This is a genomic window from Mycobacterium sp. (assembly GCF_044370595.1).
In the GTDB taxonomy this organism is placed as follows: Bacteria; Actinomycetota; Actinomycetes; order Mycobacteriales; family Mycobacteriaceae; genus Mycobacterium.
The window spans coordinates 1-24,152 of record NZ_JBILVF010000017.1; the positions used below are offsets into that span (position 1 = coordinate 1).

A 24,152-nucleotide genomic window follows, 5' to 3' on the forward strand; every position below is an offset into this window, starting at 1 on the left:
TGGTGGAAACGGGCACCACGATCTCCAGCAGCGCCTACGGCAGCGTCTTCTACCTGACAACCGGCTTCCACGGCCTGCACGTCATCGGTGGCCTGGTCGCATTCGTCCTGCTGCTCGTGCGCACCAAGATGAGCAAGTTCACCCCCGCCCAGGCAACCGCAGCGATCGTCGTGTCCTACTACTGGCACTTCGTCGACATCGTCTGGATCGCCCTGTTCGCCACTATCTACTTCATCCGTTGATGAGCGATCATCCGTCGATGAGAAGGGGTTCGATGAGCGACAAGTCCCGCCGCCGGTTCCGCCGGCGACTTACCGGCGCAGTCCTGCTGCTCTTCGGCCTGGCTCTGGCCGGGGTGCTGGCGGCAACGCTGACGCCCAAACCGCAAGTCGCCGTCGCCGATGAGTCGAAGTCGGCGCTGCTGCGCACTGGCCAAGAGCTCTACGCGACCGCGTGCATCACCTGCCACGGAGCCAACCTGCAGGGCGTGGAGGCCCGCGGGCCGAGCCTGGTCGGAGTCGGCGAGGCTGCGGTCTACTTCCAGGTCTCCAGCGGCCGGATGCCGATGATGCGCAACGAGGCACAGGCGATGCGCAAACCGCCGAACTTCGACGAGGCACAGGTCGACGCGCTGGGCGCCTACGTTCAGAGCGTCGGCGGCGGCCCCCTGGTCCCCCGCGACGCCAACGGTCAGATCGCCAACGAGTCGCTGCTGGGCAGCGACATCGCCCGCGGCGGTGACCTGTACCGGCTGAACTGCGCGTCCTGCCACAACTTCACCGGCCGCGGCGGCGCCCTGTCGTCGGGCAAGTACGCTCCCGCCCTGGATCCGGCCACGCCGGCCCAGATCTACACCGCGATGCTGACCGGCCCGCAGAACATGCCGAAGTTCTCCGACCGCCAACTCTCGCCGGAGGAGAAGAGGGACATCATCGCCTACGTCCGGTCGGCTGCCGACACCCCCAACCCGGGTGGCTACGGCCTCGGCGGCTTCGGCCCCGTGCCGGAGGGCATGGCGATCTTCGTCGTCGGAATGGTCGCCGCGGTAGCGGTGGCGCTGTGGATCGGGGCACGGGCATGAGCACGAACGATTCGGGACACCCGCAGGGCGAGGATCTCTCGCGCATGACCAATGAAGAACTGACGGCCCTCGGCGCCCGACTCGACGGAGTCGAGACGGTGTTCAAAGAGGAACGCTGGCCGGTCCCGGGCACCCGGGCCGAGAAGCGCTCTGAGCGACTGGTCGCTGCCTGGCTGCTGATCGGCGGCTTGTTCGGCCTCGCCCTGCTGCTGGTCTTCCTGTTCTGGCCCTGGGAGTACAAGCCATACGGCGCGGAGGGCAACTTCTGGTACACCCTGACCACGCCGCTCTACGGGCTGACGTTCGGGTTGTCCATCCTGGCCATCGGGATCGGGGCGGTTCTGTATCAGAAGCGCTTCATCCCGGAGGAGATCTCAATCCAGGACCGCCACGACGGGCCGTCCTCCGAAGTTGAGCGCAAGGCCACAGCGGCCACGCTCATCAATGCTCTCGATGGCTCGACGATCAAGCGTCGCAAGCTGATCCTGACCTCGCTGGGCATCAGCGTCGGCGCATTCGGGGTGGGCACGCTGGTCGCAGGTCTGGGCGGCCTGATCAAAAATCCGTGGAAGCCTGTGGTTCCCACCGCCGATGGACTCAAAGCCGTGCTGTGGACTTCGGACTGGACGCCTCGCTACAGGGGCGAGACGATCTACCTCGGTCGAGCCACCGGCCGTCCGGGTGAGTCGCCGTTCACCAAGATCCGGCCGGAGGACATCGACGCCGGCGGCATGGAGACGGTCTTCCCGTGGCGCGAAGAAGACGGTGACGGCACCACGGTGGAGTCCCACGAACGCCTGACCCATATCGGCATGGGCGTACGCAACCCGGTCATGCTGATCCGGATCAAGCCGGTCGACATGCCCCGGGTGGTCAAACGCCAAGGTCAGGAGAGCTTCAACTTCGGTGAGCTTTTCGCCTACACGAAGGTGTGCTCGCACCTGGGTTGCCCGTCTTCGCTCTACGAGCAGCAGACCTACCGCATCCTGTGCCCGTGCCACCAGTCGCAGTTCGATGCGCTGCACTTCGCACGGCCGATCTTCGGGCCGGCAGCGCGCGCACTGGCGCAACTTCCTATTACTATCGACAAGGACGGTTACCTCGTCGCCAACGGTGACTTCATAGAACCAGTCGGACCGGCATTCTGGGAGCGCAGATCATGAGCACGACACTCGCTGACCGTGTCAACAAGGCCGCCGACAACGCCGATTCGCGGTACCACCCGTCCGCGGCGTTGCGACGCCAACTCAACAAGGTATTCCCCACCCACTGGTCATTCTTGCTTGGCGAGGTGGCCCTCTACAGCTTCATCGTGCTGTTACTCACGGGTGTGTACCTGACCTTGTTCTTCGACCCGTCCATGGCCGAGGTCACCTACGACGGCGTCTACCAACCGCTGCGCGGTATCCAGATGTCACGGGCCTACGAGACGGCGCTGGAAATCAGCTTCGAGGTCCGAGGCGGGCTGTTTGTCCGGCAAGTTCACCACTGGGCGGCGCTGCTGTTCGCCGCGTCGATCATGGTGCACATGGCCCGGGTTTTCTTCACCGGCGCCTTCCGGCGGCCCCGCGAGGTCAACTGGATCATCGGAGCTCTGCTGCTGATCCTGGCGATGTTCGAAGGCTTCTTCGGCTACTCGCTGCCCGACGACCTGCTCTCGGGAACCGGCATCCGCGCTGCGCTGTCCTCGATCACCCTGGGCCTGCCCCTGGTCGGCACCTGGATGCACTGGGCGATCTTCGGCGGTGACTTCCCCGGGAACATCATCATGCCGCGGCTCTACGCGGTGCACATCCTGATCTTCCCGGGCATCATGCTCGCCCTCATCGGCATGCACCTGGCGCTGGTGTGGTTCCAGAAGCACACCCAGTTCCCCGGCCCCGGTCGCACTGAGACCAACGTCGTCGGTGTCCGGGTCATGCCGGTGTTCGCCGTGAAGTCCGGCGCCTTCTTCGCGATGATCGTCGGCATTCTCGGCCTGATGGGCGGCTTGCTGCAGATCAACCCGATTTGGCAGCTCGGTCCCTACAAGCCCTCCCAGGTGTCGGCCGGATCACAGCCGGACTTCTACATGCTGTGGACTGACGGCCTGATCCGGCTGTTCCCGCCGTGGGAGATTTACATCGGCAACTACACGATCCCGGCCGCTGTGTGGGTTGCGGTGATCATGGGCGTGGTGTTCCTGCTGATGTTCATCTACCCGTTCCTGGAGAAGAAGTTCACCGGCGACGACGCCCACCACAACCTGCTGCAGCGTCCGCGGGATGTGCCGGTCCGTACCGGCATCGGGGCGATGGTGATTGCGTTCTACCTGGTGCTCACCGCGAGCGCCTCCAACGACATCATCGCCTACAACTTCCACATTTCGCTGAACGCGACGACGTGGATGGGACGTATCGGCATGCTGGTGCTGCCGCCGCTGGCATTCTTCGTGGCCTACCGGTGGGCGGTCGCCCTGCAGCGCAGCGACCGTGAGGTGCTCGAGCACGGTATCGAGACGGGCATCATCAAGCGGCTGCCGCACGGTGCCTACATCGAACTGCACCAGCCGCTCGGTCCGGTCGACGAGCACGGTCACCCGATTCCGTTGGAATACCAGGGTGCACCGCTGCCCAAGCGGATGAATAAGTTGGGCTCCGGCGGTAGGCCTGGTCATGGCAGCTTCTTGACTGCCGACCCAGCCCCTGAGGATGCCGCGCTGAACGAGGCGGCACACGCCTCCGAGCAGCGGGCTCTGACGGCGCTCAAGGAATACCAGGACTACGGGTCCAATGGACACGCAAGTCTGCCCAGCGGAAACGGGAACGGAAGCGTTAACGGCTCCCACGGATAGACTTGTCCACCGAATGAGAAAGGGCCCCAGCCACCGGCTGGGGCCCTTTCTTTGTACGTTCGCGGATTACTCCGCCGGCCCTTCCACCGCTTCCCTTAATTGGCGCTGGAAAAAGACCATCACCGCGGGCATCGCCACGGTAATCGCCCCGGCCAGCCCGAACGCGACCCAAGCCCCGGCATCGTTGCGACCGGCCAGGAAATTGGCGCCGATAGCAACGCCGGTCAACGCCACGCCCATCGCGCCCAGCAGCGAAACCGTCCCACGCAGCCACAACCGCTCCACCACGGCCTGCGTCACTCCGACGGCCCGGGCCTCAGGCACCCGGCGGGCGTAGGGGTCCACGCCAAAGACGCGCATCCTTCCCGCCGCGGCGTCGGTGGCGGGCGCCCGCATGGCCGGGTCCGCCGGGGAGTCATCCGGGCCGGCGACAGTCACTGCCGCCCGCCGGGCCCGGAGCAGCAGCGGGATCGCACCGATGATGACCAGAGCCGAAACCACGATGATGCTGTAGAGCAGCCACGAGGACTGCCGTTGCACACCGCCGGTTTGCCCGCTGCCGAGTCGGACCATCGCGACCGTTGCGAAGACGCTTGCTGCCAGTAACACCAGCCAGATCGCCCCACAGACGCCGACCATCACGCGGTCGACGGTCTCAGGCGAGCGGCCCTCGGTTACCATCAGCAACTCGTCTGCGCGGCGTTGTTCTGGTTCGATGACAGCACCGTCCCGTCGCTGGTTGTGATGGAGCAGTTCAACCGGCTGACCAGGAACAGACTGGAGGCCTGCACCGAGCCGACATCGGACTGTGAAATCGGCGTCACCGTGAGTGACCACGGAATGTAGACGTTGCGTTGGGTGCGGCGCCGTCCGGATGCATCGACATACGTCACCGTGATGATGTCGCCGGGCGCCTTGGTGCCGGTGACGCTATAGGTCACCTGCCGCGGTCCAGCCGGCGTCGTCGGCGGTTGCGGCGGAGGCGGGGCTGCGCTGGTGGTCACCGGCGCCGGCTCGGGACTCGGCGGCGGAGGCGGAGGCGGCGGAGGCGGCGGAGGCGGCGGCTCCGGGGTCACGGTTACCGTCTCGATCGCCGGCGGTGGCGGAGGCGGTGGCGGTGGCGGTTCAGCCGACGGGGGCGGGGGCGGGGGCGGGGGCGGCGTGGTGGTGGTGATTTGATCCTGAACCGGCGGTGTGGGCACGGCGGTGGTTCCGGGAGTGGCCAGGGTCTCGGTGTCACCGTTGTTCGTCACCAGCAGCGACACCGACACCACCAGCGCAATTGCGGCGATGATCGCGGTGACACCGACCACCCACGGCCATTTCGGCGGAGCGAGGTCGTCGACCCCCTCACGCTGCTCGTAGGCGTCGTAGTCATAGATTTCAAGTTCCGCCGGAACGTACGGCGCGATGGTGTACTGCTCGGATTCCGGAGCCGAATAGGCACGAGAGAACCCGGTGTCGGTCAGCTCCTCCCGGTCCCCGCCCGAGTGTTGCGACGGCTGGCCGCCGAGCTCAGGTTCCGGCGGATTGGGTCCGCTCATCCTTCGACTATTCCTCTTCTGACTGCCTGCCCGGGAAGTGGCCCTCGCCGCCGGCGGTCAGCCTCACTCCAGGCCAAAACACTACCCAACCGAGCACCCGCGGGCCGTTCAGGACACCGGGTGATGCCGCCGACGCGGGCGAATCGTGACCTTGGAGGTCAGTGCTTCTCGGGCCCGGTGTGGTACTCGAAGACCAGACCGCAGACCGCCGCCAGCACGAAGACTACGCCGGTTACGATCAGCCACGGCAGCCACAGAGCTGCACCGATGGCGGCCGTCGAGAACGCCAGCGCGATCAGGATCGGCCACCAGCTGTGCGGGGAGAAGAACCCGAGTTCACCGGCGCCGTCGGCGATATCGGCGTACTCGTAGTCTTCCGGTCTGGTGTCGAGGCGTCGGGCCACGAACCGGAAGAACGTGCCAATGATGAGGGTCAGACCTGCGGTGAGGACCAACGCAGTGGTGCCGGCCCATTCCAGCCCGCCGGGCTCGAATACCGCGGTCAGAGCGCCGTAGACGATGGCGGCGAGTAGGAAGAAGCCGGTCAGGATCTCAAAAAGCCTGGCTTCGATACGCATATCAGACTCCCCTACTTCGTGCCCTGCGCGGCAGCCATCTCGGGCTTCGGCATCACCCGTTCGCCCCGGCGGGTGTCGAACGGCTTGGTGCTGGTTGCCAGCGGGGCCTGGTTGATCGCCTTGAGCGCCTCGGCGTTGGTCATGCCATCGGCACGGGCCTGAAGGTAGGTCTTGAAGTCGTTGGCTGGCACGACACGCACCTCGAAATTCATCATCGCGTGGTAGGTGCCGCACATTTCAGCGCACCGGCCGACGAACGCACCGGTCTGGTTGATCTGGGAAACCTGCCACTTGTTCTCCGAGTGGTTGGCTTCCGGCTCAGGGAACACGTCGCGCTTGAAGAGGAATTCGGGGATCCAGAACGAGTGGATCACGTCCGCAGAAGCCTGCTGGAACTCGATCCGCTTACCAACCGGCAGCACCAGAACCGGTATCTCGTCGCTGTTACCGACAGTCTCGATCTTGTTGAAGTTCAGGTACGAGCGGTCTTCCGGGTTCATTCCGCGGACCGCGCCGACCTTCTCCTCACCGTCAGGGCCCTTACCCTCCGGCTTGGACATCACAGCGGCCTTGCGGGCCGGATCGGCACCCTCGTAGTTGAACGACCCGTCGGCGTAGGCGACCTTCTGGTATCCGAACTTCCAGTTCCACTGGAAGGCGGTGACGTCGACGACCACCTCCGGGTTCGGCTCCCTGTTGAGGACTTTCTCTTGAGTGACGACAGTGAAGTAGAACAGCACGGAGATGATGACGAAGGGGACCACCGTCAGCGCCAACTCCAGCGGCATGTTGTAGCCGAACTGGCGCGGCAATTCCTCGTCGCCGCGCTTCTTGCGGAAGAACGCCGCGCACCAGAACATCAGGGCCCACACGATCACACCGACCACGAGCGCGGCTATCACCGAACCGACCCACAGTTTGTGCATGGCCTCGGCCTCGGGAGTGACACCTCTAGGCCACCCCAACGCCAGCGCGTCCTGCCAGCTACACCCGCTGAGCGTGATCGCCAAAACGGCAAACGTTGCGCTCAGCGCCACCGCCCGCCGCCGGTTGGAACGGTCGCCGAAGCTGGTGGTGGCATCGCCTAGTCCGCGTGGTGTCACTTGGCGCCTCCTGTGTCACAAGCCGGACCGATGCAGCCTCGACCACCCACCAGAGGAGGTGGCACGAGGGCACATCGCCACTCGAATACTACGCAGCGTAGACCACCAACGGACAGCAAGCGGACACACCTGGCGATTCGACCGGGTGGACATCGGGTGTAGCTTCGGCAGCCTGCTGGCGGTCGGGCATACTTGGCCGGGTGTGCGGACTGCTTGCCCTGGTAGGACACGCCGCCGGCGCCATCTCTGAAGCAACGGTCGATGCCGTGGCGGGCGCCTCGCATCTGATGCGCCACCGCGGCCCGGATGAGCCTGGGACATGGGCCGACGATCAAGTTGTGCTGGGTTTCAACCGGCTCTCGATCATCGACATCGCCCATTCCCACCAGCCGCTGCGCTGGGGCCCGCCCGGCGAGCCGGGTCGCTATGTGTTGGTGTTCAACGGGGAGATCTACAACTACCTCGAGTTACGCGAGGTTCTACGGTCGGAATTCGGTGCAGAGTTCGCCACCGACGGCGACGGCGAGGCGATAGTCGCCGCCTACCACTACTGGGGTACCGAGGCGCTGAGCAGGCTGCGCGGCATGTTCGCCTTCGCGCTCTGGGACACCACCCGACGAGAGTTGTTCTGCGCCCGGGACCCGTTCGGCATCAAACCGCTGTTCATGGCGACCGGCCCGGGCGGCACCGCGGTGGGCAGCGAGAAGAAATGCCTGCTCGACCTCGCCGGCCTCCTGGGCCTGGACACCGCCATCGACGTCCGCGCCCTGCAGCACTACACCGTGCTGCAGTACGTGCCCGAGCCGGAGACCCTGCACCGCGGCGTGCGCCGCCTGGAATCGGGCTGCTACGCGGTGATCCGCCCCGGCCAGGCCCCCAAGACCACCCGGTATTTTCACCCGCGGTTCGCCGCCGTGCCGTTTCGCCCCGGCGACGAGCAAGCCCGCTATGACCAGATCACCGCGGTCCTGGAGGACTCGGTTGCCAAGCACATGCGGGCCGACGTCACCGTCGGCGCCTTTTTGTCCGGTGGCATCGACTCGACCGCTATCGCGGCGCTGGCCATCCGGCACAACCCCCGGCTGATCACCTTCACCACCGGGTTCGAGCGGGAGGGTTTCTCCGAGGTCGACGTGGCAGTCGCATCTGCGGATGCCATCGGGGCCCGTCACGTCGCCAAGGTGGTCAGCCAGTCGGAGTTCGTCGCCGCACTGCCCGAAATCGTCTGGTACCTCGACGAGCCGGTGGCCGACCCGGCGCTGGTACCGCTGTTCTTCATCGCCCGCGAGGCGCGCAAGCACGTCAAGGTGGTGCTGTCCGGAGAAGGTGCCGACGAGTTGTTCGGCGGCTACACGATCTACCGGGAACCCCTGTCACTCAGGGCGTTCGACTATCTCCCCCGCGGCGTGCGCAAATCGCTGGGCAAGGCCTCCAAACCGCTTCCGGAGGGCATGCGCGGTAAGAGTCTGCTGCACCGCGGATCGTTGACTCTCGAGGACCGCTACTACGGCAACGCCCGCAGTTTCTCCGACGACCAACTGCGCGCGGTGCTGCCCGGCTTCACCCCGAACTGGACCCACACCGACGTCACGGCGGCGATCTACGCCGAATCGCTGAACTGGGACCCCGTGGCACGGATGCAGCACATCGACCTGTTCACCTGGCTGCGCGGCGACATCCTGGTCAAAGCCGACAAGATGACGATGGCCAACTCCTTGGAATTGCGGGTTCCTTTCCTGGACCCCGAGGTCTTCGCGGTTGCCTCCCGGCTGCCCTACGACCAGAAGATCACCCGCACCACCACCAAGTACGCCCTGCGCCGCGCCCTGGAACCGATCGTGCCGGCGCACGTGCTCAACCGGGCCAAACTCGGCTTCCCGGTGCCCATCCGGCACTGGCTACGGTCCGGTGAACTGATGGACTGGGCCTACGGCATGATCGCCGCCTCGCAGGCCGGCCATCTGGTCGACCTCGCCGCGGTGCAGACCATGCTCGACGAGCACCGTACCGGCGACGGCGACCATAGTCGCCGACTGTGGACCGTGCTGATCTTCCTGCTGTGGTACGCGATCTTCGTCGAGGGCAGCATCGTCCCGCAGATCAGCGAACCGCAGTATCCGGTGCAGTTGTAGCCGACTAACTGCGACTGGCTGCCGCCAGCGCCGCGGCGATCTCGTCGGCCGCCTGGGCGCCGAAGCCCTCCGCCAGACGGGTGCGGGCGACCGCAGGGTCCCAGGTCCAGTTCTGCGTACCGGTGGTCTCCAGAACCAGCACCGCGACCAGGGATCCGAGTTGGGCGGAGCGTTCCAGATCCAGGCCGGCACCGCGTCCGGTTAGGAACCCAGCCCGGAAAGCGTCGCCTACCCCAGTGGGATCGACCTGCGCAGTCTCCGGCACCACCCCGACGTGGATCTTCGTGCCGTCGGCGCCGACGATGTCGACGCCCTTGGCTCCCAGGGTGGTGATCCGCAAACCCACCTGGCCGAGCACGTCGGCGTCGGTCCAACCGGTCTTGGACAGCATCAGATCCCACTCATAGTCGTTGCTGAACAGATAGGTGGCGCCGCCGACAAGGCGACGGATCTCCTCCCCGGACAACCGGGCGAGTTGCTGAGAGGGGTCGGCGGCGAACGCCAGACCCAGGGCCCGGCACTCGTCAGTGTGGGCGAACATGGCCTCCGGGTCGTTGGCACCGACGATCACCAGCTCGGGTTGGCCGACCGCGGCCACCACCTCGGCCAGTTTGATGTTGCGGGCCTGCGACATCGCGCCGGGGTAGAACGACGCGATCTGTGCCATGTCCTCATCGGTGGTGCAGACGAACCGGGCGGTGTGCTGGGTATCGGAGATCAGCACGTTCGCGCAGTTGACCCCGGCGGACTCCAGCCACTCCCGGTAGTCGGTGAAGTCGACTCCGGCCGCCCCGACCAGCGTTGCGTCCCCACCAAGCACACCGATGGCGTAAGCCATGTTGCCCGCCACCCCGCCGCGATGGACCACCAGGTCGTCGACCAGAAAGCTCAGCGAGACCTTCTGCAGGTGCTCGGCCAGCAACTGCTCGGAGAAGCGACCCGGGAAGCGCATCAGGTGGTCGGTGGCAATGGATCCGGTTACCGCGATCGTCACGACAGGTGTCCGCCCTTCATTCCGTGGAGCAGGTGCAGCGGTGCGCTAGCCTGCGTATCGAACGCCGACTATATGGCCCCTGCGGTACTGGGCCCATGCCGGACCGACGACACTTGCGAGGAGAACGATCGATGGCTGGCCCGTATCCGCCGCCGCACGCCGGCGCAGAGGGTCAACCGTTCCCCGGTTCGCCCCTCCCACCCGGTCCGCCGCCGATCTACCCGGAGCCCTACCCCTACCCAGCGGCCTACCCGGGACCGCTACCGCCCCCGGTCGCCTACCCCCAGCCGCCGAGACGCAACCGGGCGTTATTGTGGACTCTGCTGGGGCTGGGCTTGGTCGGGGTGTTGATCGCCACCGCACTGTTCGCCGGGTTGAACCGGCCCGGCAGCGGCTCGACGGCTTTCGGCGAATCCAACGCCAAGACGGCTATCCAGAACTATCTGACCGCATTGTCCGACGGCGACACCGAGACTATCGCCCGCAACACGCTGTGCGGCATGTACGACGGGATCAAAGACCGCAGGTCGGACATGGCGCTGGCCCGACTGGCCAGTGACGCATTTCGCAAGCAGTTCGCGCGGGCGGACGTCACCTCGATCGACAAGATCGTGCTGTCCTCGTCCTACCAAGCCCAGGTGCTGTTCACCATGAAAGTCGCGCCGGCCTCCTCGTCGCGCAGGGGTCGTGACGAGGAGCAGGGCGTCGCTCAGATCCTGCGGCAGGACAACCAACTTCTGGTGTGTTCCTACCTGCTGCGCACCGCAGCCCAGTACTGAGATCGAATCAGTACTGAACGATCAGTTGAACGAGTCGCCGCAGGCGCATGACCCGGTGGCGTTCGGGTTGTCAATGGTGAAGCCCTGCTTTTCGATGGTGTCGACGAAGTCGATCGTGGCGCCCTGCACGTAGGGGGCACTCATCCGGTCGACGGTCAGGGTCACGCCGCCGAAATCGGCGGTGAGGTCGCCGTCGAGAGCACGATCGTCGAAGAACAGGTTGTACCGCAGACCGGCGCATCCGCCGGGTTGCACCGCGATGCGGAGCGCCAAATCGTCCCGGCCCTCCTGATCGAGCAGGGTCTTGGCCTTGGTGGCAGCGGCATCGGTCAGGGTCGCACCGTGGGTGGTGGTGCCCGGATCGGTCCCGAGGCCGGTCGAAGTGGCCGACTGGTCAGTCATTACGTCTCCTCAGCGGAACGGGTTGGGGTCGATTGCGGTGACCCCGTTGGGTTCAACGGTACCTGGTGCGCCGGCTATTCCTTCTTCTCTCGACTCTCTCGACTTCTCTCGACTCCTCGAACCGTCAGCTCTGCTGCGGTGCGCGCCGCGAGCCCGCGAAGCTGCGCTGCGGCGTCGGCCAGGGCGCGCTGAACCGAACCGGCATATTCCGCCACTGCGAAAGCCCCGGTAATGCCGGCCGCCAGCAGTTCGGCTTCACTCAAGTCGACCTGGCCGGCCAACACCAACACCGGCACCCGGTGGCCGGCGGCCGCGGCGGCCAGCGACCCGACGACTTTGCCGTGCAGCGACTGACCGTCCAGGCGGCCCTCTCCGGAGACAAGCAGATCAGAGCGCGCGATCTCGGCGGTCGCGCCGGTGTGCTCGGCGATCAGGGTCGCCCCTGACTCCCGGCGCCCACCCAGGGCCAGCAGTGCAGCGCCCAATCCCCCGGCAGCGCCCGCCCCGGGCAGCCCGGCCACCTCCACACCGGTGACCGCCTGCAGTTGCGACGCCCAGTCGGCCAGCCTCGACTCCAGAAGTGCCACCGTGGCGGCGTCCGCACCCTTCTGCGGGCCGAACACCGCAGCCGCTCCGGATGGGCCGAGCAGCGGGTGTGAGACATCGGTGGCGACGATCAGGTCAACCCCGGTCAGCCTGCGACGGGCGGCCTCGGTCCCGCCGAGGGCTTCGATCGCCCCCCGCCCACCGTCGGTGCAGGCGGTGCCACCCAGACCCACCACCAGGCGGTGCGCACCGGCATTCAGCGCGTCGCCGAAGATCTGGCCGACCCCCGCGCTGTGGGCATCGATGGCGCTCTGGACGGTGGGCGGGCCGCCCAGCAGGCTCAGCCCGCACGCCTGTGCACTCTCGATGTAGGCGGTGGCGTTCACCGGATCCAACACCCACCGGGCGTCGACCTCATCGGACAGCGGTCCGCTGACCCGCACCCGACGCACCTGCCACCGGGGGTGCCGGGCGGTGAGCACCTCGAGAAAGCCGGGGCCGCCGTCCGACAGCGCAAGCAGCACCAGGGTGTCGGAAGGCCGGGACCGCCGCCACCCGTCGGCGATCGCCTGGGCCGCGTCGACGGCGGTCAGGCTGTCACCGAAGCAGTCCGGGGCGATGAGTACCCGTAGGCCGGGAGTCATCTCAGCAGGCTACGTCCTGTGCTGGGTCGTGTACTGGGTCCTGTACTGGGTCGTGTACTGAGTCCGCTACCGGGTCCCGCTTCAGGCCCGTTCAGGGCCTCCATGATGTGCCCGGCAGTGACGGCGCAGTAACCTGACAGCGTGAAACTGCTGGGCCGCCGCAACGACGACGCCGACGACGCCGGGGCGCAGGACTCCGGGTCCGGGCCGGACGCCGATCTCGCACCGGATGCGGCCAGCCTGGACAGCACCCCCGCCCGCACCACGGCCCCCAAGGGCCGCCCCACCCCCAAACGCAACGAGAAGATCAAGAAGCGGGGTCCGGTGGCGCCGGCACCGATGACCGCCGCCGAGGCACGGCAGCGGCGTAAAGAAGCGCGAAGCGCGATGACCAAGGAGGAGCGTCGGGCCGAGAAAGTCGCCCGCCGTTCGGCGATGACGAAACAGCGTGAGCGGATGATGTCCGGCGAGGAGGCCTACCTGCTGCCGCGGGACAAAGGTCCGGTCCGAGGCTACGTACGCGACATCGTCGACGCCCGCCGCAACCTGCTCGGCCTGTTCCTGCCGCTGTCGTTGATCCTGATTTTCCTGATGCTCGCCACGCCGAAGCTCGCCTACTACTCGCCGCCGTTCACCCTGCTGCTGGTGCTGATCATGTTCATCGACGGCTACCTGTTGGTGCGCAAGGTGAATCGGGCGGTGGCCGCCAAGTTCCCGGATAACACCGAAAGCCGCGGAAAGCTGGGCCTGTACGCCGTATCAAGGGCAACTCAACTGCGCCGCTCACGGATTCCGCGGCCTCGGGTCGAGCGCGGCGCCAAGGTGGTCTGAGAGACCCGTGCGCACCTTGGTCCTTGGCGGAATCCGCTCGGGCAAGTCGCTTTGGGCCGAATCGTTCATCGCCCAGTCAGAGATTTCCGCGCCGTGCGTGCGCTATGTCGCCACCGGTGCCGTGCCGGACAACGACGACGCCTGGGTACGCCGGGTCGCCGACCATCGTGACCGCCGCCCCCCGACCTGGAGCACCGTCGAAAGCGTCGACGTCGCCGGCAGCCTGCGTTCAGATCCGGACACTCCGACCATCGTCGACGACCTCGGGGGGTGGCTCACCGCTGTGCTGGACCGGCGCGGCTGGACCGGTGCGCCCATCGACGCTGAGGTCGACGACCTGCTCGCCGCAATCGGCGAGACCGCCGCCGATCTGGTCCTGGTCAGCCCGGAGGTGGGGCTGACAGTGATCCCGGCCACCGAATCGGGGCGACGTTTCGCCGATGAGTTGGGTGCGCTCAACCAGCGGTTGGCCGACCGGTGCCAGCAGGTCGTTCTGGTGGTCGCCGGACAGCCACTGTGGATCAAGCGGTGCGTCGGTGACTCGATGACGGCGGGGATCTGATGAAGTTCGGGGAGGTCGTCCCCCCCGACGGCCGAGTCGCGGCCGCCGCCCGCCGACGGCAGGACAGCCTGACCAAGCCCCGTGGGGCACTGGGCCGACTGGAGGATCTGTCGGTGTGGGTGTCGTCGTGCCAAGGCAATTGTCCCCCAACACAATTCGAGCGAGCCCGGATCGTGGTGTTCGCCGGGGATCACGGAGTGGCCCGCCACGGTGTGTCGGCTTATCCAGCCGAAGTCACAGCACAGATGGTGGACAACATCGACTCCGGCGGTGCGGCGATCAACGTGCTGGCCGAGCTTGCCGGTGCAGGTGTCCGCGTGATCGACATCGCGGTGGACCGGGACTCCCCCGCGCCGTACCGGGTGTGTCGCTCCAGCGGCAACATCGCCGTCGAGAGCGCGCTGAGCACCGATGAGGCGACCGCCGCGGTCGAGATGGGCCGGCGGATCGCCGACGAGGAGGTCGACGCCGGGGCCGACCTGCTCATCGCCGGCGATATGGGTATCGGCAACACCACCGCCGCGACGGTTCTGGTCGCCGCCGTCACCGGCACCGAACCGGTCGCCGTGGTCGGACGCGGCACCGGCATCGACGACGCGGCCTGGTCCCGCAAGACCGCCGCAGTCCGCGATGCGTTGTACCGGTCGCGGGGCGTACATGCCGATCCGGTCGGGTTGCTTGCCGCGTGCGGTGGCGCCGATCTGGCCGCAATGGCCGGGTTCTGCGCCCAAGCCGCGGTCCGGCGGACTCCGCTACTGCTCGACGGCCTGGTGATCACCGCGGCCGCCCTGCTCGCCGAGCAACTCGCGCCCGGTGCGCGGTTGTGGTGGCAGGCAGGACACCGCTCCCCCGAGCCTGCCCACAGCCTGGCATTGGCCCACCTGGATCTGGATCCGATCATCGACTTGGGCCTGCGATTGGGCGAGGGCACCGGTGCGACGATGGCGCTGCCCGTGCTGCGTGCAGCGGTGGCGACGTTGTCGTCGATGGCCACCTTCACCGACGCGGGAGTGTCCGGCCCGGACGGGATCAGCGCCCCGTGATACCGAGCGTGGCAAGTGCTTTCGCGTTCGGCACGGTACTCCCGATGGGGCGCCACGACAGCGGCCCCGGTCGCCGCACCCTGACCGTGCTGCCTGTGGTGGGGCTGGCACTGGGGATGGCTGCTGCGGCGGCACTGTGGGTCGGCAGGTGGGCGTTCGGTGACCAGAGCTTGCTTGCCGGGTTGGTGGCGGTGGGTACCCTACTGGTGCTCACCCGCGGCCTGCACATCGACGGTCTTGCCGATACCGCCGACGGACTCGGCTGCTATGGGCCGCCGGACCGCGCTCTGCAGGTGATGCGCGACGGGTCCACCGGCCCCTTCGGTGTTGCCGCGGTCGTCGTGGCGTTACTGGCTCAGGCGGCGGCGTTCGCGGCGCTACCGACGGGAGTGACCGGCGCTGTCGCCGCAGTGACCGCCGTGACAGCCGGCCGGGTCGCCGCGGTGCTGGCCGCCCGCCGGGGCATCCCCGCCGCCGCCGGCAGCACCCTGGGCGCCGGGGTGGCCGGCAGCCAGTCCATGCTGGCGGTGACGGGCTGGGCGATTGTGGTGGCGGGCGGCGCCGCACTTGCCACCCCGCGACTGTGGCAGGGCCCCGTGACGGTACTGGTCTCACTGCTGGCCGCCGCACTGTTGATCACCCACTGCGTTCGCCGGTTCGGCGGAATCACCGGCGATGTCATGGGTGCGGCCATCGAGGCAACCACCACGCTGACCCTCATGGGCCTGGTGATCCGCAGTTAGGGGTGAAACATGCTCGGCGAATTGACCGCTGAACAGATCGAAGAGGTGCTCCGCACAGAGGTGATCGCGCGGATCGGCTGCATCAGCGACGGCCGGGTGTACGTGGTTCCGGTGAGCTACGTCTACGACGGGACCTACATCTGGGGCCACGGGATGGACGGTGCCAAGCTGCGTGCCATGCGGGCACATCCCGATGTCTGCGTCGAGGTGGAGCGCGTGGATGATTTGTCGAATTGGCGCAGCGTGATCGCCTGGGGCAGCTTTCAGGAGTGCGAGGGACGAGACTGGGACACCGGTATGGCTCTGCTCGTCGAGCGCATCATGCCGCTGCTGAAGTCCCCGCCGCATCAACCGACCCCTGATCCGTCCGGGCCCAAGCTTGGATCGGTGTATCGGATTAAACTGGGCGACAAGACCGGCCGGTTCGAGGAGGTCCGCGGTGACTGAACACGATCCGCCCACCGGCGTCGTACCCGGCCCCGAGTGGTTCCAGCGGGTGGCCGACGACAGTGGTTTGGTGTTTTTCGTCCTTCGGATTCATCCGGACGTGGCGTTCGAGTTCATCAACGGCGGCATGCGAACCCAACTGGTCGGTATCCGGGTGACCGACAGCCCGGCCGGCGCAGCAACGCTGTTTGCCCATGTCGCCCCCGAGTCCAGGCGCACGTTGGATGAGATGCTCTCGATGACGCCCGGTACCGCCATGTTGATCGACCTCAAGTGGCGCCACCATGCCGGAACACCGGTGTACAGCCGGGGCCGCGTCGAGTGCCGCGAACGCCCAGACGGTTCCCGGGTCGTCGAGGGAGCCATGCAGGACGTAACGGAATTGCATGCGGTGGAACGGGATCTGCGTAACTCAGAGAAGCGTCACCGACTGCTGGCCCACAACGCCTGGGACGTGGTGTGGACGATGGGCCTTGACGGGTCCATCACCTACGTCAGCCCCGCCGTCGAACGGGTCCGCGGCTTCACCCCTGAAGAGGCCATGCGCCAGAGCCTCGAGGTGATTCACCCGCCGGAGTCGGCCGCCCAGGTCGGCGCATACTTCGCCGAGTTGTTCGCCGCCATCGCCGAAGGTAGCGAGCCACCAGCCTTCCGCGGCGAACTGGAGTACTACCGCAGGGATGGCTCGATCATGGTTGGCGAATTGCAGGTCATTCCGCATGTCGACGCCGATGGCCAGGTCGTCGAGATTCTCGGCGTGACGCGCGACATCAGTGAGCGCAAGCGATTCGAGGCGGATCTGACCCGTCTGGCCGTCACCGATCCACTCACCGGGCTGTGGAACCGTCGACACACCGGCGAGTTGCTCTCCGCCGATCTCACCCGGGCCCAACGCCACGGTCAGGCACTGACGCTGTTGATGATCGACGTGGACCTCTTCAAGTCGATCAACGACACGCATGGGCACCAAACCGGCGACCGCGTACTCGTCGAGGTGGCCAGTCGGCTGCGGGACAACGTCCGCACAACAGATGTCGTCGGGCGTTGGGGGGGTGAGGAATTCGTTGTCCTGCTCCGCTACTGCGATCTGCGCGATGCGGTGGCGGCCGCCGAGAAACTACGCCAGCAAATCGCCGAGGTTCCGTTCGACAACCTGTTCACGGTCAGCGTCAGCATCGGCGCGGCCGAGCTGCACGAGGACGACGATCTGACGTCCTGGCTGGCCCGCGCCGACGCGGCGCTCTATGCCGCCAAACGCTCGGGCCGCAATACCGTTGCGGAAGGCTAAGTCTGGAGTCAGCGGAGCCGGGTCATCCAATCGTGCGTGTCTGCGAAGGTGCCCCGTTGAATCCCGGTCAGGGTGTCGCGCAGCGCCATCGTGACCTCACCGGGCTCACCGTCGCCAACGATGAACTCTCCCTCGCCGTACTTGACCTTGGCCACCGGTGTGATGACTGCCGCAGTGCCACAGGCGAACACTTCGGTGATCTCGCCGGCAGCCACACCCTTGCGCCACTCCTCGACGTCGATCTTGCGTTCCTCCACGCCGAATCCCGCGTCACCGGCCAACTGCAGCAACGAGTCACGGGTGATGCCCGGCAGTAGCGAGCCGCTCAATTCCGGGGTCACCAGCCGGGCTGAGCCGCCGCTACCGAACACGAAGAACAGGTTCATACCGCCCATTTCCTCGATGTAGCGACGCTCGATCGCGTCCAGCCACACCACCTGATCGCAGCCGTGTTCGGCGGCCTCGGCCTGGGCGAGCAGTGAAGCCGCGTAGTTGCCACCGAATTTGGCCGCGCCGGTGCCGCCGGGACTTGCCCGGACGTATTCGGTGGACAGCCAGACACTGACCGGCTTGATTCCGCCGGTGAAATACGCGCCGGCCGGGGAAGCGATCACCAGGTACCGGTACTCCGCCGACGGCCGCACACCCAGGCCCGGTTCGGTGGCGATAATGAAGGGCCGCAGGTACAGCGACTGCTCACCGCCGGCGGCCGGAACCCACTCGTGGTCGACCGCGATCAGTTGCCGCAGAGACTCGATGAACAACTCGTCAGGCAGTTCGGGGATGGCCAGCCGGCGCGCCGACGCCCGCAACCGTGCCGCGTTGGCGTCGGGGCGGAATGACACGATCGACCCGTCGGCCCACCGGTAGGCCTTGAGCCCCTCGAACACTTCCTGGGCGTAGTGCAGGACGATGGCCGACGGGTCGAGTTCGATGGGTCCGTAGGGCACCACCTGCGCGTCGTGCCATCCACGGCCGCGGTCGTAGAGCACCGACACCATGTGATCGCTGTAGTACCGGCCGAATCCGGGCTCGGCGAGAACCTCGGTCCGCGTGGCCTCGCTCGCCGGGTGGGCGCTGCGTTGCACCCTGAACTCGAGGGAGGCCTGAGACATAGCGGGATTCTATAACCGGCGTTGGCCGGTCTTGACGTCGACGAATAGCTTGGCCCCGAACCCGGGTCTGACCGCGACTGGAGCCGACCCTCTGAACCGGCCCCGATTAGGGTGTTGCTGGTGAGCACCCAGCCCGGCTACATCGCCCCGAGCGTCACCGTCGCCACGTCCGTCCCGAAGCGGGCAGGCGGTCCTGCAGTCCTGCTCGTTCCCGTTGTCAGCGGCCCCGGCGACGATGCCGCCCCGAAGGTCGTCGTTGGTCCGTTCCTCGACGCCGAGGCGGTCGGCGAAATCGAGGCGGCACTGCGGGCGCTGGGCGCCAAGGCCGGTCCCGAACAACTCACCCGGCTGCACATCCCGTCGCTGCCGGTGGGCAGCGTGTTGGCGGTCGGACTCGGCGCACCCCGCGACGAATGGCCTGCCGAGGTGATCCGTCGAGCCTCCGGCTCGGCGGCACGGGCACTGAGCGGGGTGGGATCGATCATCACCTTGCTCTCCGAACTGAACCTGACCGCAGCGGTGGAGGGTCTGATCCTCGGGGCGTATCAGATGCACGAGTTCCGCAGCGAGAAAACCGCCCCCAAAGAGCCTGCCCTGTCGGCGATCACTGCATTGAGTACTGCGACCGGCGCCAAGAGCCAGGCCGCCCGCGCCGTTGCGATCGCCACAGCGGTCGCCACCGCTCGCGATCTGGTCAACACCCCGCCCAGCCACCTCCATCCCGACGAATTCGCAAGGCGGGCAAAGATTCTCGGAACCGGCGCCGGGCTGGCGGTGGAGGTTCTCGATGAGAAAGCCCTGGCCAAGCAGGGGTACGGCGGCATCATCGGAGTCGGTAAGGGCTCGGCCAACCCGCCGCGGCTGGTGCGGCTGACGTACCGCGGGGACAAGGCCAGGAAGTCCTCCGGGAAAGTCCCGGTTGTGGCGCTGATCGGCAAAGGCATCACCTTCGACACCGGCGGGATCTCCATCAAACCGGCCGCGCAGATGCATCACATGACCTCGGATATGGCCGGAGCGGCCGCGGTGATCGCCACCATGGTGCTCATCGCCGACCGGAAACTGCCCATCAACGTCATCGCCACCGTCCCGATGGCTGAGAACATGCCCTCAGCCACCGCGCAGCGACCCGGCGATGTGCTCACCCAGTACGGCGGCGTCACCGTTGAAGTGCTCAACACCGATGCCGAGGGCCGGCTGATCCTGGCCGACGCGATCGTGCGGGCCTGCGAGGACTCCCCCGACTACCTCATCGAGACGTCCACTCTGACCGGGGCTCAGACCGTCGCCCTCGGCGCCCGCATCCCCGGCGTGATGGGAAGCGACGAGTTCCGCGACCGGGTGGCGGAACTGTCCCAGGCCGAAGGCGAAAACGGCTGGCCCATGCCACTTCCCGATGAACTCAAGGACGACCTGAAGTCGACGGTCGCCGATCTGGCCAACATCAGTTCGCAGCGCTTCGCCGGAATGCTGGTCGCCGGGGTATTCCTGCGCGAGTTCGTCGCCGAGGGCGTTCAGTGGGCCCATATCGACATCGCGGGACCGGCCTACAACACCACCGCGCCGTGGGGGTACACCCCCAAGGGTGGGACCGGCGTACCGGTACGGACGCTGTTCGCGGCGTGCGAGGACATCGCGAAAAACGGGTGAGCGGCCGGGCTTCGCCGAGCCCGAACCGGTGATGTAGCTTCCGCCTGGTGATGTAGCTTTCGCCCATGACTGGACGAACCGTCGGGGGCGTGTTCCTTGCCCTGCTCTCCGCGGCTCTGCTCGTCGTGATCTGGCCGACGTTCGGCAACCTGTGGTGGCTGGCCTTCGTGGCGTTCGTGCCGATGTACGTCGCCCAGTATCGGCTGCTGCCCCGGCGCTGGAGCGCGCTGGCGGTGGCGATCGCGTTCGGCGCCTATTACTTCGCGCTGTTCCTCAACGCCCGATCGGTGTTGTCGATCGGGCCGATCATCGGCATCGGCGTGGGCGCGGCGCTCGTGGGCGGGCTCATCGGGATGTTCCTGCGGCCCTTCGCCGAGCGGAGCAACTACCGCTGGTTCGTCGTGCAACTGCCGTTGATCTGGGTGGCCATCGACCTGTTGGTCCAGAACAACGAGATCTTCGGCACCTACATGTGGATCGGCTACCGGCTGGCGCCGATGCCCGAACTGGCCCAGCCGATCAGCATCACCGGCACACCCGCGCTGAGTCTGCTGATCCACGTCGCCAACGCCGCCGTCGCGCTGGTGGTTATCGCGCTCATCGACCGGGTCCGTCCCGCCGGCGTACCGGTCCCCCGCCGGGTGCTGACCTGGTCGGTCGCGATCCCTGTTGCCGCCGTGGCGATCTGGACCACCGTCAGCCTGCTGATCTACCGCGACGTGACCAACCGGATGGGCCCCGAGGTGCGCGTCGCCGCGGTGCAGCCCGGCCTGGACAACGCCACACCGGGCACACTGATCTCCGCCGGCAACATCGGCCCCGGCCGTACCGAGGATCAGCGCATCGCTGATCAGATCGCCCAACTGAGCACGATGACCCGCGATGCCGCCGCGCAGGGCGCCAAAGTCGTGGTCTGGCCCGAGGAGACGCTCGACTACGACCCCCGGTCCACCCGCACGGACTGGATCCCCGCCCTGGTCCGCGAGACCGGGGTATACCTTGCGATGGGCTTCACACCGGACGCCACCGACGGCGCTGCCCCCAACACCGGCCTGCTGTGGAGCCCGCAGGGCGAGGTGAAGGTCGTCTACCTCAAGACCAAGCGGGTGATCGTCGAGGGCGAGAAGTTCACGCCGGGAACGGAATACCCGACGATCGAGACCCCGCAGGGTGTGCTGGGCATGATCATCTGCTTCGACATCGACTTCCCCGACGGCCCGGCCCGCAAGACCGCGCGCAACGGCGCTCAGATGATCCTGGCGCCCAGCATCGACTTCGCCTCTGTCGCCGACCTGCGCTCGGCGTCAACGGCATTCCGCGCCATCGAGAATCGCGTCGCGATGGTCAAGGCCGACGTGGCGTGGGACTCGGTGATCGTCGCACCCAACGGCCGGGTGCTGGGCAGCACCGCGGTGCACAGCGAGCGCGGCGGCCAGGCCCTGCTGGTGGCCGACGTTCCGCTGGGCCCGCGCGGGGCGCCGTTCACCCGGTTCGGCGGTGTGCCGTTCCAGTGGCTTACCTACATCGCAGCGCTGCTGCTGGTCGGGGCGATTGAGGTGTCCTGGCGGCTCAGGCGGGCCGAGAGGCGCACCGCAGCGAGCGAGCCGACCGCCGCGCCCGCCGCCGACTAACCGGCTGCCGAGGCCAATTCAGGTGAACAGCGTCAGAAGCGGGCTGTCGCGTCCGGGGGCGCCGGTCTTTTGCCGCGTTCAACACCGCGTCGGCCGCTAGACCACCCTGCCGCGCGCGGTGCTGCGCAGCGCCTGCGGCAACACCCGGGAGGTGCCATAAAGCAGATAGGCCTCCGGGGCCACCGGGCGTACGGCCTTGTTGTCGCGTACCGCCGCAAGGATGGCTGTGGCGACCTTCTCCGGTCCATAGCGGCGTATCGCGAACATCCGCTCCAACTGAGCGCGCCGGGTTTCCACCGCCCGGCCGTCGGGTGCGTGGAAACCGGTGGTCGAGACGATGTTGGTGTTGATCAGCCCCGGGCAGATCGTGGTCAGACCCACCCCGGCGGCGGCGAGTTCGGCACGCAGACAGTCGGAGAACATGTAGACCGCGGCCTTGGAGGTGCAATAGGCGTTCAGCGAACTCAGCGGCGCGTAGGCCGCCATTGAGGCGACGTTGACGATGTGCCCGCCGGTCCCGCGTTCCACCAGGCGGCCGGCGAACGCCCGGCAACCGTTGACCACACCACCCAGGTTGACGTCGAGCACCCGGTCGAACTGCTCGGCCGGGGTGTCCAGAAAGGCTCCGGCCACCCCGATTCCCGCGTTGTTGACCACGATGTCGGGCACTCCGTGCTCGGCACACACCTGCTCGGCCAATCGTTCGACGGCGTCGGCGTCGGCGACGTCGACCGAGTGGCTGTAGGCCACCCCGCCGCCGTCGCGGATCTGGGCAGCGGTGTGTTCGGCTGCGACGGGGTCGATATCGCTGACGACGACCTCGGCGCCCTCGGCCGCGAAGGCCAGTGCCGTGGCCCGGCCGATGCCGCTGCCGGCACCCGTGATCGCAACCAGCATGTCACCGAACGCCTTTCGCGGCCGCCCCACCTGGGCGCGTAGCAGTGCTCTGCTCGGCGGCGCACCATCGAGATGACGCACCAATTCATCGACGGCGGTGGCCACCATTTGCGGATGCGACATCGGTGACCAGTGTCCGGCGTTGACGTCACGGCGCCACAGCTGCGACACCCAGCGGGGGGTGTCGTCGTAAACGTGTGGCCGGACGAATGTGTCCTTGGTGTTGACCAGCACCTGCACCGGCACCGCGACGTAACGGTCCCGCGGCGCGGTGCGCAGGGCGCGTAGGAAATTGGCCCGGTAGATCTTCAGACCGTTGGTGGCGTCGGCGACGAAGGTGCTGCCCTGATGGCGCTGCTCGGGCGGGATGCCGGGGGTGATCAGGTGGCGGCTGATCCAGCGCGCCAGGAAAGACCGCATCGCCGCCGGCGCCAGAACCGGAATCGAGAATCCAATCATGTAGCTGAAATGCGCCGTCTGGGCCACCGCCCGGGCAAAGCGGCGCGGCCGGTACGGCCGGGCCAATCCCTCCCGGATGAACCGGCTCAGATGTCCCGGGTCGGGCCCCGAGATCGACGTGTAGGACGCGACACGGTCCACGGCCTTCTGCCGGGTGACGTACTCCCACATCGTCGCCGCACCCCAGTCGTGGGCGACGACATGGACCTTCCTGCCGGGGCTGACGGCAGTGACGACCGCATCGAAATCGTCGGCCAACGTGGCCACCCGGTAGGCCGCCACGTCCTTGGGCACCTCGGAATCGCCGGCCCCCCGGGCGTCGTAGCGGACGATTCGGTAGCCCTGCCCCAGCAGGGGCACCACGCCGTCCCACAGCACGTGCGAGTCCGGCCATCCGTGCACCAGCACGACAGTCGGCCCAGCGGGGTTGCCCTCTTCGTAGACCGCGATGCGGGTTCCGTCGGGGGAACAGACGTAGCGCGTCGGCATCCGAGAATTATTGCCCGTCGAGTTCGGCTCGAAGCTCACGGCGACGGGCAATCCGCCGGCGGGCATCGAAGTCACGCATCCGCTGCGGATAGCCCACCTTGTGCACGTCGTAGACCGGGATACCCAGCTTCTGTCCGACGCGCCGGGCGCCCGCAGCTCCACCCGCAGGTCGGCGGGTCCATTCCCCGTCGCCGGCCACCAGAACGACGGTCATCGGGGTGACGGGGGTCTGCGGCTCGACGTAGGCCTCCACACCTGACCGCGTGGACGCCCACTGGCGCAGGTATCGCAGGTCGGGCGCGGCACCAGACGCTGGGCGGTCGCTGCGCCGCCTCTTACGGATCCTGTCGAACAGGCCCAA

Annotated in this window: 24 protein-coding genes; 14 read left to right on the forward strand and 10 right to left on the reverse strand. The window is 67.2% G+C overall.

The window, feature by feature from the left end; all coding sequences use genetic code 11:
• From ADBZ5N_RS04240 to qcrB, 4 genes are all read left to right on the forward strand, one after another.
• On the forward strand, positions 1 to 242 hold a 242-nt coding region (locus ADBZ5N_RS04240), incomplete at its 5' end, for a cytochrome c oxidase subunit 3 (protein ID WP_526256242.1).
• Positions 243 to 274: 32 nt separating this feature from the next.
• On the forward strand, positions 275 to 1,081 hold the full coding sequence (gene qcrC, locus ADBZ5N_RS04245) for a cytochrome bc1 complex diheme cytochrome c subunit (protein WP_526256243.1): 807 nt from the start codon (positions 275 to 277) through the stop codon (positions 1,079 to 1,081).
• A complete protein-coding gene (gene qcrA, locus ADBZ5N_RS04250) occupies positions 1,078 to 2,244 on the forward strand; it encodes a cytochrome bc1 complex Rieske iron-sulfur subunit (RefSeq protein ID WP_526256244.1) in 1,167 nt (388 codons plus the stop codon). Before qcrC ends, qcrA begins: the two co-directional genes overlap by 4 nt.
• Entirely contained in the window at positions 2,241 to 3,914 is a 1,674-nt protein-coding gene (qcrB, locus tag ADBZ5N_RS04255) for a cytochrome bc1 complex cytochrome b subunit (RefSeq protein ID WP_526256245.1), read from the forward strand. The genes qcrA and qcrB overlap by 4 nt, the downstream gene beginning before the upstream one ends.
• Before the next feature lie 66 nt (positions 3,915 to 3,980).
• Here the strand turns inward: qcrB and ADBZ5N_RS04260 are convergent, their stop codons facing one another.
• From ADBZ5N_RS04260 to ctaC, 4 genes are all read right to left on the reverse strand, one after another.
• Positions 3,981 to 4,595: a DUF2561 family protein gene (locus ADBZ5N_RS04260; protein ID WP_526256246.1), complete on the reverse strand. Its 615-nt coding sequence runs from the start codon at positions 4,593 to 4,595 to the stop codon at positions 3,981 to 3,983.
• Positions 4,595 to 5,458, reverse strand: a complete 864-nt coding sequence (locus ADBZ5N_RS04265) for an MmpS family transport accessory protein (RefSeq protein ID WP_526256247.1) — start codon at positions 5,456 to 5,458, stop codon at positions 4,595 to 4,597. The genes ADBZ5N_RS04260 and ADBZ5N_RS04265 overlap by 1 nt, the downstream gene beginning before the upstream one ends.
• Positions 5,459 to 5,616: 158 nt before the next feature.
• Positions 5,617 to 6,036 carry an aa3-type cytochrome oxidase subunit IV gene (gene ctaF, locus ADBZ5N_RS04270; protein ID WP_526256248.1) on the reverse strand — a complete coding sequence of 140 codons (420 nt, stop codon included), beginning with the start codon at positions 6,034 to 6,036 and terminating at the stop codon, positions 5,617 to 5,619.
• Positions 6,037 to 6,047: 11 nt separating this feature from the next.
• Positions 6,048 to 7,139 carry an aa3-type cytochrome oxidase subunit II gene (gene ctaC / locus ADBZ5N_RS04275; RefSeq protein WP_526256249.1) on the reverse strand — a complete coding sequence of 364 codons (1,092 nt, stop codon included), beginning with the start codon at positions 7,137 to 7,139 and terminating at the stop codon, positions 6,048 to 6,050.
• A 200-nt stretch (positions 7,140 to 7,339) separates the two neighbouring features.
• Between ctaC and asnB the strand changes: the two genes are divergently transcribed.
• Positions 7,340 to 9,271: an asparagine synthase (glutamine-hydrolyzing) gene (gene asnB, locus ADBZ5N_RS04280; protein WP_526256250.1), complete on the forward strand. Its 1,932-nt coding sequence runs from the start codon at positions 7,340 to 7,342 to the stop codon at positions 9,269 to 9,271.
• Between the two features lie 4 nt (positions 9,272 to 9,275).
• Here the strand turns inward: asnB and ADBZ5N_RS04285 are convergent, their stop codons facing one another.
• Positions 9,276 to 10,265, reverse strand: coding sequence for a carbohydrate kinase family protein (locus tag ADBZ5N_RS04285; protein WP_526256251.1), 990 nt, complete (start codon positions 10,263 to 10,265; stop codon positions 9,276 to 9,278).
• A 131-nt stretch (positions 10,266 to 10,396) separates the two neighbouring features.
• Here ADBZ5N_RS04285 and ADBZ5N_RS04290 point away from each other — a divergent pair, with 131 nt between their 5' ends.
• Positions 10,397 to 11,044 carry an Rv0361 family membrane protein gene (locus ADBZ5N_RS04290; protein ID WP_526256252.1) on the forward strand — a complete coding sequence of 216 codons (648 nt, stop codon included), beginning with the start codon at positions 10,397 to 10,399 and terminating at the stop codon, positions 11,042 to 11,044.
• 21 nt (positions 11,045 to 11,065) lie between these two features.
• Here the strand turns inward: ADBZ5N_RS04290 and ADBZ5N_RS04295 are convergent, their stop codons facing one another.
• Together ADBZ5N_RS04295 and ADBZ5N_RS04300 are read right to left on the reverse strand one after the other, a co-directional pair.
• The gene (locus tag ADBZ5N_RS04295) at positions 11,066 to 11,446 is read right to left on the reverse strand and encodes a HesB/IscA family protein (protein WP_526256253.1); all 381 of its coding nucleotides are present in this window, start codon (positions 11,444 to 11,446) and stop codon (positions 11,066 to 11,068) included.
• A 74-nt stretch (positions 11,447 to 11,520) separates the two neighbouring features.
• A complete protein-coding gene (locus tag ADBZ5N_RS04300; RefSeq protein ID WP_526256254.1) occupies positions 11,521 to 12,636 on the reverse strand; it encodes a glycerate kinase in 1,116 nt (371 codons plus the stop codon).
• Positions 12,637 to 12,777: 141 nt separating this feature from the next.
• On the opposite strand from ADBZ5N_RS04300, the gene ADBZ5N_RS04305 reads away from it, so the two are divergent.
• Genes ADBZ5N_RS04305 through ADBZ5N_RS04330 form a run of 6 tightly spaced genes read left to right on the forward strand, consistent with a single transcriptional unit; the run spans position 12,778 to position 17,550 of the window.
• On the forward strand, positions 12,778 to 13,467 hold the full coding sequence (locus ADBZ5N_RS04305) for a DUF3043 domain-containing protein (protein WP_526256255.1): 690 nt from the start codon (positions 12,778 to 12,780) through the stop codon (positions 13,465 to 13,467).
• A gap of 7 nt (positions 13,468 to 13,474) precedes the next feature.
• Positions 13,475 to 14,029 carry a bifunctional adenosylcobinamide kinase/adenosylcobinamide-phosphate guanylyltransferase gene (locus tag ADBZ5N_RS04310; RefSeq protein WP_526256256.1) on the forward strand — a complete coding sequence of 185 codons (555 nt, stop codon included), beginning with the start codon at positions 13,475 to 13,477 and terminating at the stop codon, positions 14,027 to 14,029.
• Positions 14,029 to 15,072 carry a nicotinate-nucleotide--dimethylbenzimidazole phosphoribosyltransferase gene (gene cobT / locus ADBZ5N_RS04315; protein WP_526256257.1) on the forward strand — a complete coding sequence of 348 codons (1,044 nt, stop codon included), beginning with the start codon at positions 14,029 to 14,031 and terminating at the stop codon, positions 15,070 to 15,072. Before ADBZ5N_RS04310 ends, cobT begins: the two co-directional genes overlap by 1 nt.
• Entirely contained in the window at positions 15,069 to 15,815 is a 747-nt protein-coding gene (locus ADBZ5N_RS04320) for an adenosylcobinamide-GDP ribazoletransferase (RefSeq protein ID WP_526256258.1), read from the forward strand. The genes cobT and ADBZ5N_RS04320 overlap by 4 nt, the downstream gene beginning before the upstream one ends.
• A gap of 9 nt (positions 15,816 to 15,824) precedes the next feature.
• Positions 15,825 to 16,262 (forward strand): pyridoxamine 5'-phosphate oxidase family protein, encoded by a 438-nt coding sequence (locus tag ADBZ5N_RS04325; protein WP_526256259.1) that lies wholly within the window; start codon positions 15,825 to 15,827, stop codon positions 16,260 to 16,262.
• The gene (locus tag ADBZ5N_RS04330) at positions 16,255 to 17,550 is read left to right on the forward strand and encodes a sensor domain-containing diguanylate cyclase (RefSeq protein WP_526256260.1); all 1,296 of its coding nucleotides are present in this window, start codon (positions 16,255 to 16,257) and stop codon (positions 17,548 to 17,550) included. Before ADBZ5N_RS04325 ends, ADBZ5N_RS04330 begins: the two co-directional genes overlap by 8 nt.
• 8 nt (positions 17,551 to 17,558) lie before the next feature.
• Here the strand turns inward: ADBZ5N_RS04330 and ADBZ5N_RS04335 are convergent, their stop codons facing one another.
• The gene (locus ADBZ5N_RS04335) at positions 17,559 to 18,665 is read right to left on the reverse strand and encodes a branched-chain amino acid aminotransferase (protein ID WP_526256261.1); all 1,107 of its coding nucleotides are present in this window, start codon (positions 18,663 to 18,665) and stop codon (positions 17,559 to 17,561) included.
• Positions 18,666 to 18,776: 111 nt separating this feature from the next.
• Here ADBZ5N_RS04335 and ADBZ5N_RS04340 point away from each other — a divergent pair, with 111 nt between their 5' ends.
• Both ADBZ5N_RS04340 and ADBZ5N_RS04345 read left to right on the forward strand, forming a co-directional pair.
• Complete coding sequence (locus ADBZ5N_RS04340; protein ID WP_526256262.1) at positions 18,777 to 20,315, forward strand: leucyl aminopeptidase; 1,539 nt, start codon at positions 18,777 to 18,779, stop codon at positions 20,313 to 20,315.
• Positions 20,316 to 20,380: 65 nt separating this feature from the next.
• Positions 20,381 to 21,946, forward strand: coding sequence for a nitrilase-related carbon-nitrogen hydrolase (locus tag ADBZ5N_RS04345; protein ID WP_526256263.1), 1,566 nt, complete (start codon positions 20,381 to 20,383; stop codon positions 21,944 to 21,946).
• A 96-nt stretch (positions 21,947 to 22,042) separates the two neighbouring features.
• Here the strand turns inward: ADBZ5N_RS04345 and ADBZ5N_RS04350 are convergent, their stop codons facing one another.
• Both ADBZ5N_RS04350 and ADBZ5N_RS04355 read right to left on the reverse strand, forming a co-directional pair.
• Positions 22,043 to 23,791 (reverse strand): SDR family oxidoreductase, encoded by a 1,749-nt coding sequence (locus tag ADBZ5N_RS04350; protein WP_526256264.1) that lies wholly within the window; start codon positions 23,789 to 23,791, stop codon positions 22,043 to 22,045.
• 7 nt (positions 23,792 to 23,798) lie between these two features.
• Positions 23,799 to 24,152, reverse strand: a complete 354-nt coding sequence (locus ADBZ5N_RS04355; protein ID WP_526256265.1) for an oxidoreductase — start codon at positions 24,150 to 24,152, stop codon at positions 23,799 to 23,801.

Bases quoted from the DNA above. Each gene is read 5' to 3' on its own strand.
- qcrA (WP_526256244.1), top strand. From the start codon at position 1,078: ATGAGCACGAACGATTCGGGACACCCGCAGGGCGAGGATCTCTCGCGC.
- ADBZ5N_RS04300 (WP_526256254.1), bottom strand. From the start codon at position 12,636: ATGACTCCCGGCCTACGGGTACTCATCGCCCCGGACTGCTTCGGTGAC.
- ADBZ5N_RS04345 (WP_526256263.1), top strand. From the start codon at position 20,381: ATGACTGGACGAACCGTCGGGGGCGTGTTCCTTGCCCTGCTCTCCGCG.
- ADBZ5N_RS04325 (WP_526256259.1), top strand. From the start codon at position 15,825: ATGCTCGGCGAATTGACCGCTGAACAGATCGAAGAGGTGCTCCGCACA.
- ADBZ5N_RS04260 (WP_526256246.1), bottom strand. From the start codon at position 4,595: ATGGTAACCGAGGGCCGCTCGCCTGAGACCGTCGACCGCGTGATGGTC.
- ctaF (WP_526256248.1), bottom strand. From the start codon at position 6,036: ATGCGTATCGAAGCCAGGCTTTTTGAGATCCTGACCGGCTTCTTCCTA.
- ADBZ5N_RS04295 (WP_526256253.1), bottom strand. From the start codon at position 11,446: ATGACTGACCAGTCGGCCACTTCGACCGGCCTCGGGACCGATCCGGGC.
- qcrC (WP_526256243.1), top strand. From the start codon at position 275: ATGAGCGACAAGTCCCGCCGCCGGTTCCGCCGGCGACTTACCGGCGCA.
- ADBZ5N_RS04350 (WP_526256264.1), bottom strand. From the start codon at position 23,791: ATGCCGACGCGCTACGTCTGTTCCCCCGACGGAACCCGCATCGCGGTC.
- ADBZ5N_RS04335 (WP_526256261.1), bottom strand. From the start codon at position 18,665: ATGTCTCAGGCCTCCCTCGAGTTCAGGGTGCAACGCAGCGCCCACCCG.
- ADBZ5N_RS04265 (WP_526256247.1), bottom strand. From the start codon at position 5,458: ATGAGCGGACCCAATCCGCCGGAACCTGAGCTCGGCGGCCAGCCGTCG.
- cobT (WP_526256257.1), top strand. From the start codon at position 14,029: ATGAAGTTCGGGGAGGTCGTCCCCCCCGACGGCCGAGTCGCGGCCGCC.
- qcrB (WP_526256245.1), top strand. From the start codon at position 2,241: ATGAGCACGACACTCGCTGACCGTGTCAACAAGGCCGCCGACAACGCC.
- ADBZ5N_RS04290 (WP_526256252.1), top strand. From the start codon at position 10,397: ATGGCTGGCCCGTATCCGCCGCCGCACGCCGGCGCAGAGGGTCAACCG.